This is a genomic window from Frankia sp. AgB1.9, from assembly GCF_016786355.1.
Classification (GTDB): domain Bacteria; phylum Actinomycetota; class Actinomycetes; order Frankiales; family Frankiaceae; genus Pseudofrankia.
On the sequence record NZ_JADWYX010000012.1, the window covers coordinates 44,168 to 54,068 of the forward strand.

Genomic DNA, 9,901 nt, shown 5'->3' on the forward strand with positions numbered 1-9,901 from the left:
ATGCGCCGCGGGTTGCGCGGGAAGGCTGCGCCGGCCAGGCCCGACACACGACGAGGGTCGGGCAACCCCCTCCGGTTGCCCGACCCTCGTCGCTGTGCGTACTCAGGAGTGCGCGGGGACGACTACTCCTCGCCGAGGATGAAGGCCTCGACCTTGTCCCGGGCGACGCTGTCCCGGTACTGCTCCGGCGGGGACTTCATGAAGTAGCTCGACGCCGACAGGATCGGGCCGCCGACGCCGCGGTCCAGCGCGATCTTGGCGCAGCGGACCGCGTCGATGACCACACCGGCGCTGTTCGGGGAGTCCCAGACCTCGAGCTTGTACTCCAGGCTCAGCGGGACGTCGCCGAACGCGCGGCCCTCGAGCCGGACGAACGCCCACTTGCGGTCGTCCAGCCAGGCGACGTAGTCCGACGGGCCGATGTGCACGTTGCGCGCGCCCATGTCGTGCGACACCTGCGAGGTGACGGCCTGGGTCTTGGAGATCTTCTTGGACTCCAGCCGGTCGCGCTCCAGCATGTTCTTGAAGTCCATGTTGCCGCCGACGTTCAGCTGCATCGTGCGGTCCAGGATGACGCCCCGGTCCTCGAACAGCTTCGCCAGCACCCGGTGGGTGATGGTGGCGCCGACCTGCGACTTGATGTCGTCGCCGACGATCGGAACGCCGGCGGCGCGGAACTTCTCGGCCCACTCCGGCACGCCGGCGATGAAGACTGGCAGGCAGTTGACGAAGCCGACGCCCGCGTCGATCGCGCACTGGGCGTAGAACTTGGCCGCGTCCTCGGACCCGACCGGCAGGTAGCAGACGAGCACGTCGGCCCGCGTCTCCCGCAGGATCGCGGTGACGTCCACCGGCTCCTCGTCGGACTCCTCGACGGTCTCCCGGTAGTACTTGCCGAAGCCGTCGTAGGTGTGCCCGCGAGCGACGGTCACGCCGGTCGGCGGGACGTCCGCGATCTTGATGGTGTTGTTCTCGCTGGCGCCGATGGCCTCGGCCAGGTCACGGCCGACCTTCTTCGCGTCGATGTCGAACGCGGCGACGAACTCGATGTCGGAGACGTGGTAGTCGCCGAGCTGGACGTGCATGAGCCCAGGTACCTGGTCGGACGGGTCGGCGCTGCGGTAGTACTCGACCCCCTGGACGAGAGACGCGGCGCAGTTGCCAACGCCAACGATGGCGACACGTACCGAACCCATGACGGTCTACTCCTTTAGTTACGCGGAATGCATGCGGGACAGTGGGCCAGCGGGGCGCCGCGTCAGTCTGCGGCGCTCACCGGGGCCCGGGGACCTCACCGTCGGGGTCCTGGGATGTTGCGGATGGCGCCGTGGGTGGCACCAAGGGCCGAACTGCGGCGGGCCGAACTGCGGCCTGCGGCTGCGGCGCTGGCTCCGGCAAGCCGAGATCCGCCATACCGGGCTGACCGTGAGCGCGTTCCGTTTCGATCAGCTCGGTGAGCCAACGGACCTCACGTTCGACGGACTCCAGCCCGTGGCGCTGCAGCTCAAGGGTGTACGCGTCGAAGCGCTCCCGGGTGCGGGAAAGCGCCGAACGAACCTTCTCCCGTCGTTCCTCCAGCCGGGTGCGCCGGCCCTCGAGGATCCGCAGCCGTACCGCGGCGTCGGTCTTCCCGAAGAAGGCGAAGCGGACGCCGAACATCTCGTCTTCCCACGAGGCCGGGCCGCCCTCACCGAGCAGCTCGGTGAGGCGTTCCTTCCCCTCGGCAGTGAGGGTGTAGACGACCCGGCTGCGCCCACCGATCCGGGCGGCCGCACCGGCGTCGTCGGCGGTGACGAAGCCCTCGGCCTGCAGCTTGCGCAGGAGCGGATAAAGCGACCCGTAGCTGAACCGGTGGAAGGCCCCGAGCACGGCCGCCAGCCGCTTGCGCAGCTCGTACCCGTGCATCGGGCTCTCGGAGAGGATGCCGAGCACCGCGAGCTCCAACATCGCGCCGCCCTCCCCTCCGCCCCGGTGTGTCCCCGATATGTCGTACCAACATGTCGAGCCAATGTGTCGACACAACATATCGAGCCGATACATCGACCTTAGACGACTCGGGACGACCATGGCAACAGGGGATGTCTCACTGGTGTCCGAACGGCGGCGCCGTGATGACCTTCCAGGCAGACGTCGCGCAGTCGCGGAGCCCCCGCCGATTCCCGCGGTGTCGGACAGTTCGCAACTCCGGGTGCAAAGGCGCCCGGAGCCGTCGAACGGTGGCTGCCGGGTCAGGGTGTGGCGGTACCGTGGCATCCATGGGACCCGGGCCGGGAGCGAGGTCGATCATCGACTACGCCCTCGCCCGCCGGGCGGTGCTGACCGACCTGAGTGCCGGCCGGGTCTCCCGGCCGGAGCTCTGCGACGCCAACCCGTACCTGCTGCGGGCTGCGCGCCACCACGGCGAGCCGACCACCAGGAGCTGCCCGGTCTGCCACGCGGGCGACCCGGAGCGGCCGAAACCCGGCGATCCGCTGGTGAACGTCACCTACGGCTACGGCGACGAGCTGGGTGACACCTCGGGGCGGGCGTGGGCGAGCGCCGACCTGCCTGCCCTGGCCGGTCGCTTCAGTGAGCTTCGGATCTACGTCGTCGAGGTCTGCGCCGAGTGCGGCTGGAACCACCTGGTGATGTCGTATGTCATCGGGACCGGCGGTACGCCCGTCCGAAGGATCAGCCGCCGCGCCGAATGAGGCGGTTGGCGCCTACCGGTCGGTGAGGGCGTTGACCATGACCTGGAAGATCGAGTTGGGGTCCTGGGCCGGGTAGGTCTTCGAGCCGGTGGCCGCGGAGATCTGCCGCAGCGCGTCCATGTCGGCGTCAGCTCCGTAGCCGATCGTGATGATGTGGACCGGGGCCTTCGGGTTGTACTCGGCCTTCAAGGTCGCGATCAGCTGCGTGAGGGTCATCGAGCTCGTCGGGTCGTCGTTCTGCCCGTCGGTGAGCAGCACCACCTGGTTGGGCTTGTCCGGCTGGTACTGCGCGGAGAGGCTCTCGAACGCCGCCAAAGCCGTCGCGTACAGCCCCGTGCCGCCCTTCGCCTTCAGCCCGTTGACGGCGGCCACCAGCGCTTCCTCACGGGTGCCGTTGCCCACCTCGTCGCTCATCAGCCCGACCGGCACCAGCTCCCGGTAGGGCTTCGTGCCGTCGAGGTTGGTCGAGAACTGCCACAGGCCGAGCCGGCTGTCCTTGGCGAACAGGGGAATGGCCGCGTCGGCCGCGCCGACGGCGATCTGCAGCCTCGTCTTGCCACCGCTGTTGGCGACCGGCAGGTCCATCGAGCCGGAGGTGTCGTACACGGCCAGCGTGTTCCCGCGCCGGTGGATGCCGATGAAGGTGTTCCGGGCGGCGGCGATGGCCTTGCCGTCGAGGACCGCGCGCGGCTCGGTGCGCAGCGTCGGGACGAGGCCGAGGCTCTGGGTGAGCTTGGGGTTCTGCCGGTCCGGCGAGCGGAACCCCGCCGACTGGAACGCCGCCTGGCCCTCGGAGCCGGTCAGCTCGGCGCGGAAGTCGGCCGCGGCGGCGGCCCGGTCGGAGCCGGTTGGAAGACCGAGCGGCTGGTAGCTCGCCTCGTCGACGACGAGGCCGTCGGTCGGGTAGGCGGCGACGAGCGGCACGGCCGCGGGCCGCAACGCCCCCGCGCTGATCGAGTCGTCGCTGGCCACCGTGGCGCTGGTCCCGACATTCGCCTGGTACACCATGCTTTCCGGCATGACCAGCGCGGACATCTGCGCCGGGGCGTTCTTGCCCCAGCCGACGTAGGAGCTGAGCAGGTCGGTGTCCGAGTCGGCGACGAGGTCGGCGCCGCGCTCGAACGTGAGGATCGCGCCCTTGGTGTTCAGGTCGCCGGTGAGCTGCGCCGCGGTGAGCGCCGACGACGGCTGGCCGACGGTGCTCGCCACCACGTTCAGCACCGCGGCGAGACCGACGGCGGAGGTCTGCGGGTTCGCGAACCCGATGTTGAAGTCGCCCCACTCCGGGTGCCCGCGGCCGGCCCAGAAGGACGTCGAGTTCTCGTTCGCGCGCAGGTCGGCCCAGCTGAGCTGCCGGTCCGGCCAACCGAGCGCGACGGCCATCGGCCGTGGCATCGCGAGCACAACCGGGGAGCTGGCCACCACGGCCCCCGCGTCGCCGAGCATCTTCACCCCGGCCGGGCTCGCCTTCGCCAACGCGACCCAATCGGCTGACTCGGGGACCCACACGTCCGGCGCCTGGCCGTACTGCTGATCGGTCCAGCCGGAGGCGATCGCCTCGGCCGTCTGCCCGCTGTCGACGGTCTCGACCTTGACCTGGACGCACTTGCCCAGCACCTGGTGCCGCTCGTCGTTGTAGGTGGCGGCGATCTGGGTGAGCGGAGCGGTGAGCGTGGACCCGGTGCGCACCGTCAGCGGCATCGTCTGGGCACAGCCGGCCCTCGCCTCGTCGCGGCTCACCAGCCTGGTGCTCGCGACATAGCCGCCACCCGCCAGCAGCAGCACAACGATGGCCGCGATGAAAATCTTGACCGGAGCAACAGACCGACTGGCAGGACGGTGACGGGGGCGGTGACGTGCGTCGGCCATCGGACCGGACCTCCGCGACACTGGGTACGAGAGGCCCGAACATAACGCCTAGTGAAGAATCCTTGCCAAACGCAACACTGGTTGTGATGGGGTTGGGCGCACTTCGCCGGTTGCTGACAACATGGTGTGACGCTCTAGGCACGCCGCGCACCAGACGACCTCCGGCCCTTGATGGCCGCTGGGGCTTCTAGGCTGTCGAGATATGGCGCGGGCGGGGAAACTACGGGAGTTGCTGGTCGTCCCCGGGTTCCGGGCGCTCTATGCCTCCCGGCTGACGTCCCAGACCGCCGACGGGATCTTCCAGGCGACCCTGGTGAGCTACGTGCTGTTCTCGCCGGAGCGGGCCACGTCGCCGGGTGCGTTGGCCGCGGCGCTGGCCATCGTGGTGCTGCCGTTCAGCGTGATCGGGCCGTTCGCCGGCATCGTGCTCGACCGGGTGTCGCGCCAGCGGGTGCTGGTCTACTGCTCGCTCGTCCGCGCGGCCCTGCTGGCGATCTTGGCGGTGCTGATCGCGGCCGGACACACCGGCGCGGACTTCTACGTCGTCGCGCTCGGCGCCGTCAGCGTCAACCGGTTCGTGCTGGCGGCGCTCTCGGCCGGCCTCCCGATGGTGGTGGACCTGGATCGACTGGTCAGCGCGGACTCACTGTCCGTGACGTCGGGCACTGTCGCCGCGCTCGTCGGCGGTGGCATCGGCACCGGCGTGCGTGGGCTCACCGGCGGCCACGACGCCTCGGTCGCGCTCGTCGCCGGCCTGGCGGGGCTCGCCTACCTGGGCGCCGCCGCGACCGCGGCAACGCTCGCAGACCGGCGGATGTTCGGCCCGGTCGAGGCCGGCGACTGGGCCGGCAGCACCGAGCAGCTGCGGCGGGTGGCGTTCGACTTCGCGGACGGGGCGCGGGTGCTGTGGCGGGCCGGCCCGGCCCGGCGGGCGCTGGCCGCGCTGACCGCGTCGCGGGCGGCCTACGGGCTGGTGCTGTTCATGACGATCCTGCTCTACGCCAACTACTTCAAGGGCGGCGACGGCCGTCTCTGGGGGCTCGCGGCCGTCGCTGTGGCGAGCGGGATCGGCACGGTGCTGGCGGCCGTGGCCACGCCGGCCGTCACCGCGCGGATCCCGCGGGCACGCTGGATCCTGATCGTGCTGGTCGGTGGCGGTGTCATCGAGATCGCCTTTGGGCTGCCCTACTCCTCCGTGCTGTTCGTCCTCGCCGGGCTGCCGCTGGGCTTCTCCGCGCAGGCCAGCAAGATCTGCGTGGACACAATCGTCCAGGAGCACATCCCCGACGCCTACCGCGGCCGGGCCTTCTCGCTCTACGACCTGCTGTTCAACGTCGCCTTCGCCGGTGCCGGCGCCGTGGCCGCGCTCGTGGTGCCGAAGAACGGCCACTCGCCCGGCACGATCGTCGCGGCCGGAGCCGGGTACCTGCTCGCCGGCGTGATCTACTACCTGGCCGCGCGCCGGCACGCGTCCGACCTGCGGATTCACATGGACGGCGCCGCGACCGGGCCTGGAGCGTCCGAGCCGGCGCCACCGGCCGCCGTGGTGGCGGGTGCGCCGGCCAGCCCGGACGTCTCGGTTCCCTGAACGAGCACGCACCCAAAGGTCCCGGTCCCAAAAGGGTCCCGGACCGGGCCAGCGCCCGCGGCGCATGTCGGCACGCTCGAACCCGAGTCGGCGCCCGCAGCGACTGGTTCTCTTTCGGCGGCGATCGCTTTGGGTAACATCTCAAACGCCTAGGGCAGTTATGTCGCACATATCTTCCGGTTATGTCGCGCTGACAAAATTGCCCCGATGCCCGCAAAACACCCTTTTTGCGACCTGGAGCAAGCCGGGTCGCGCCCGTCAACCGGCGCCGGACCAGACGCCGCCCTGACAGGGTCCGACGCCCGCTGATGGGGGCGTCCTGACCAGGCGCGCGCCCGAGAGCGTCGGGGAACGCGCATCCGAACGTTGGCGCCGGGTCCTCACCTCGAGCCTGAACCACCGCCTGTTCCTGTTCTCCCTGACTACGGCGACGCTGGTGCGAGCGGTGGCGGTCGCCGGCTATCGGCCGGCCGCCTGGTTCAACGACAGCTACGAGTACGTCGGCGGCGCGTTGCGGCTGTCCCCCTATGTGGTCAGACCCTCCGGCTACTCCTTGTTCCTGCGGGCGCTTGAGCCTTTCCACAGCTTTCTCCTGGTCGCCGTGGCGCAGCATCTCCTCGGGCTGCTCACGGGCGTCACGATCTACGCGCTCCTTCGGAGGCACTCGTTCCCCGCCTGGTCGGCAACGCTCGCGGCGGCCCCGGTGCTGTTCGACGGATATCAGATTCAGCTGGAACATCTCGTTCTCTCGGAGACGCTCTATACGGCGTTCATAGCCGTGGCCGTGGCGAGCCTGCTGTGGGATCGCACGCCACGGCCCGGCATCGCCGTCGTCGCGGGGTTATGCCTGGCCGGCGCGGCCATCACTCGGTCGATCGGGCTGCCGTTGGCGGCGGCGGTGGGCCTGTGGCTTCTCGCGCGGCGCCCTGGCTGGCGGACGTGCGCCGCCTTCAGCTGCGCGCTCGCCATCCCGGTGGTGTCCTACTGCGCCTGGTACTCCTCGGTAAACGGCTCGTTCAACACGTCCGGCAGCGCCGGGATCTTTCTGTACTCGCGGACGGCGCCGTTCGCGGACTGCGCGAGGATGAATCCACCACGCCGCCTGCGCGTGCTCTGCGTGACCGAGCCGGCGGGGCGCCGCGAGACCTCTTCGTACTACCTCTGGCACGCGGACTCGCCGCTGTACCGGGTTCCCGGCGGCACGTTCGATCCCGCGAAGGAAAGACTGGCGATGGATTTCGCGCTGCGCGCGATCCGCGCGCAGCCGGACGACTATGCCAAGGCCGTCGTGAACGATTTCCTACGGACGTTCCGCTCCCGCCTCGATGATTACCCCGACGCGTCTGTCTCGCGCCAGTACCTGTTCGGCACACCGCCGCCTTCGCTTGACGGCAGGAACAACCGTGCGCAGATCGAGAACGATCTCCGGGCGTACGACCATGGCGACTTCGTCACCCGTTCCTACAATCCGGCCGCCGGGTGGATCTCCTCGTACCAGCGCCACGTCTACCTGCCAGCCCCGCTGATCGGCGTTCTTCTGATCGCCGGGCTAATCGGTCTGGTGGTCGGGCGCATCCGCCGCCGGGAGTCCTCTCGGCTGGGGCTCGTCCTCATGCTCGCCGTCCTGTCCATTCTGTTGCCTCCGATGACGGCCGGGTTCGACTATCGGTACGTCCCGCCGGCTCTCCCGCTTCTCGGCCTGGTCCTCGCCTTCTCCTTGGAGACCTTCGGACTGGCAGGCGCAGACATAGACCAGACTGGCCGAGGCCCACGGCCCAGGAACCGCTTGGGGCGATCAGTCGCGACTCCGCTCTCATCTCGTTACAGTCAGTACGCCAAGACGGCATCACCATCCCGGATCGCACTCCCTGTAACCAGCGATTGCACACCGAGAGCGAGAGATGAATGTCGGTCGCCCCACTGAGGTCGTTCTCAGCGGAAGGGCTCCCGGACCCGAACGGACCGTTCCTTTGGTTCGCGATGCTCGGCCCGCTCGAGATGGCGGTCGCCGGTGCCAGGGCCCCGGTGACCGGCATCCGGGCACGCTCCCTGCTGGCCTCGCTTCTGCTCCAACGCAACCAGGTCGTACGTCTTGACCGTCTCGTCGAGGCGATCTGGGAGGCACCGCCGGCGACGGCCGTCCCGCAGGTTCGAAACCTGGTGGCGGAGCTGAGAAGGACACTCCAGACGTCGGCGCGCGAGCGGGAGGTAATCGAGACCTCTCCCGGCGGTTACCGGCTCGTCGTGACAGACGAGGAGGTCGACGTCGCGCGGGCGGAAGAGCACCTCTCCGAGGGCCTGGCAGCCGCGGCCGACAACGACCATCACGTCGCCCTGCAGAGCTTTGGCAGATCCCTCGATCTCTGGCGAGGAGAGCCGCTCGGCGACCTCGCGCCGGCGCTGGCCCGGACCTGGCGGCCCCGCTTCACCGAACTGCGTAGGCGGACCCTTCTTGGGCGCACCAAGTCACGCCTCGCCCTGGGCATGCGGGAACCGGCCATCGGCGAGCTCTTCGACGCCGTGGTCGAGTTCCCGTTCGACGAGGAACTGCGGCTGCTTCTGGTGACCGCTCTCCACGACTGCGGCCGGACGACCGCTGCTCTGGAGGTCTGCCGCGAAACCCGGCGCTACTTTCTCGAACAACTGGGCGTCGACGCCGGTCCCACTCTTCGCGATCTCGAGGTGAAGATCCTCCGAGAAGGATCGCCAACCTAGGGTTCGGAGGTCTCGCCCGGAACCTCCAGGCCGCGCGCGCGAGCCCAGCGCAGCAGCTCGACGACGGCCGCGTCCCGGCCAACCAGGCCCATGTCGAACCGGAAGTCGAGCATGTGCTGACGTGCCTCGCCGACGAGCCGGGACGGCCGCAGGCCCAGGACCTCCATGATGTCGTCCCCCGAGAGCTCCGGCCGGATCGCGGAGATCTCCTCCTGCGCGGCCAGCGCCGAGATCCGTTCCTCCAGCGAGTCGTAGTGCCGGGCGAGCATGGCGGCCTTGCGCTTGTTGCGGGTCGTGCAGTCGGAGCGGACCAGTTTGTGCAGCCGCTCCAGCTGCGGGCCGGCGTCGTGGACGTACCGGCGCACCGCCGCGTCGGTCCACTCGCCTGTGCCGTAGCCGTGGAAGCGCAGGTGCAGGAACACCAGCAGCGTGATCGAGTCGCCGACGTCCTTCGGGAAACGCAGCGCCGCCAGCCGCTTGCGGGTCATGTCCCGACCGACCACCTCGTGGTGGTGGAAGGAGACACCGCCGCCGGCGGCGTGCCGGCGAGTGCGCGGCTTGCCGATGTCGTGCAGCAGCGCGGCCCAGCGCAGCACCTCGTCCGGGCCGCCGTCCTCCAGCTCGATCGCCTGGCGCAGCACGGTCAGCGTGTGGGTGTAGACGTCCTTGTGCTGGTGGTGCTCGTCGATCTCCATCCGCAGCGCGGGCAGTTCCGGCAGCACGACGGCCGCCGCCCCGACGTCGACCAGCCGCTGCAGCCCACGATCGGGGTCGGCGGACACGATCAGCTTGCGCAGCTCGTCGCGGACCCGCTCGGGCGCCACGATCCGCAGCCGGTCCACCCGGGCGCGCATCGCCTCGACCAGCTCCGGCGTCGGGGTGAGCCCGAGCTTCGCCTCGAACCGGATGGCGCGCAGGATGCGCAGCGGGTCGTCGTCGAGGGAGACCTCGGGCGGGCCGGGGGTGCCCAGCACCCCCCCGGCCCGGTCGGCCCTGCCGCCGCAGAGGTCGACCAACACCTGGTCGGGGGCCGCCCCCG

Annotated in this window: 8 protein-coding genes; 4 read left to right on the forward strand and 4 right to left on the reverse strand. The window is 69.9% G+C overall.

Annotated features, from left to right (window positions below):
- Positions 1-122: 122 nt before the first annotated feature.
- On the reverse strand, positions 123-1,196 hold the full coding sequence (locus tag I6A60_RS06455; protein ID WP_203024772.1) for an inositol-3-phosphate synthase: 1,074 nt from the start codon (positions 1,194-1,196) through the stop codon (positions 123-125).
- 76 nt (positions 1,197-1,272) lie between these two features.
- Positions 1,273-1,947: a PadR family transcriptional regulator gene (locus tag I6A60_RS06460; RefSeq protein ID WP_203024773.1), complete on the reverse strand. Its 675-nt coding sequence runs from the start codon at positions 1,945-1,947 to the stop codon at positions 1,273-1,275.
- 308 nt (positions 1,948-2,255) lie between these two features.
- Between I6A60_RS06460 and I6A60_RS06465 the strand changes: the two genes are divergently transcribed.
- Positions 2,256-2,690 (forward strand): DUF5318 family protein, encoded by a 435-nt coding sequence (locus tag I6A60_RS06465; protein WP_203024774.1) that lies wholly within the window; start codon positions 2,256-2,258, stop codon positions 2,688-2,690.
- Positions 2,691-2,702: 12 nt separating this feature from the next.
- On the opposite strand, the gene I6A60_RS06470 is transcribed toward I6A60_RS06465, so the two are convergent.
- Positions 2,703-4,475, reverse strand: a complete 1,773-nt coding sequence (locus I6A60_RS06470; RefSeq protein ID WP_307873549.1) for a substrate-binding and VWA domain-containing protein — start codon at positions 4,473-4,475, stop codon at positions 2,703-2,705.
- 286 nt (positions 4,476-4,761) lie between these two features.
- Here I6A60_RS06470 and I6A60_RS06475 point away from each other — a divergent pair, with 286 nt between their 5' ends.
- From I6A60_RS06475 to I6A60_RS06485, 3 genes are all read left to right on the forward strand, one after another.
- On the forward strand, positions 4,762-6,147 hold the full coding sequence (locus I6A60_RS06475) for an MFS transporter (RefSeq protein ID WP_203024776.1): 1,386 nt from the start codon (positions 4,762-4,764) through the stop codon (positions 6,145-6,147).
- Positions 6,148-6,592: 445 nt separating this feature from the next.
- On the forward strand, positions 6,593-8,071 hold the full coding sequence (locus I6A60_RS06480) for a hypothetical protein (RefSeq protein WP_203042249.1): 1,479 nt from the start codon (positions 6,593-6,595) through the stop codon (positions 8,069-8,071).
- Positions 8,053-8,862 (forward strand): AfsR/SARP family transcriptional regulator, encoded by an 810-nt coding sequence (locus I6A60_RS06485; RefSeq protein ID WP_238434891.1) that lies wholly within the window; start codon positions 8,053-8,055, stop codon positions 8,860-8,862. Before I6A60_RS06480 ends, I6A60_RS06485 begins: the two co-directional genes overlap by 19 nt.
- Here I6A60_RS06485 and I6A60_RS06490 read toward each other — a convergent pair.
- The coding region (locus tag I6A60_RS06490; protein ID WP_203055574.1) for a CCA tRNA nucleotidyltransferase at positions 8,859-9,901 on the reverse strand (1,043 nt) is incomplete at its 5' end. The two genes, I6A60_RS06485 and I6A60_RS06490, sit on opposite strands and share 4 nt — an antisense overlap.

What these genes read in the sequence shown, in the direction of transcription:
- I6A60_RS06455 (WP_203024772.1), bottom strand. Translation starts at nt 1,196, where the DNA reads ATGGGTTCGGTACGTGTCGCCATCGTTGGCGTTGGCAACTGCGCCGCG.
- I6A60_RS06460 (WP_203024773.1), bottom strand. Translation starts at nt 1,947, where the DNA reads ATGTTGGAGCTCGCGGTGCTCGGCATCCTCTCCGAGAGCCCGATGCAC.
- I6A60_RS06465 (WP_203024774.1), top strand. Translation starts at nt 2,256, where the DNA reads ATGGGACCCGGGCCGGGAGCGAGGTCGATCATCGACTACGCCCTCGCC.
- I6A60_RS06475 (WP_203024776.1), top strand. Translation starts at nt 4,762, where the DNA reads ATGGCGCGGGCGGGGAAACTACGGGAGTTGCTGGTCGTCCCCGGGTTC.
- I6A60_RS06485 (WP_238434891.1), top strand. Translation starts at nt 8,053, where the DNA reads ATGTCGGTCGCCCCACTGAGGTCGTTCTCAGCGGAAGGGCTCCCGGAC.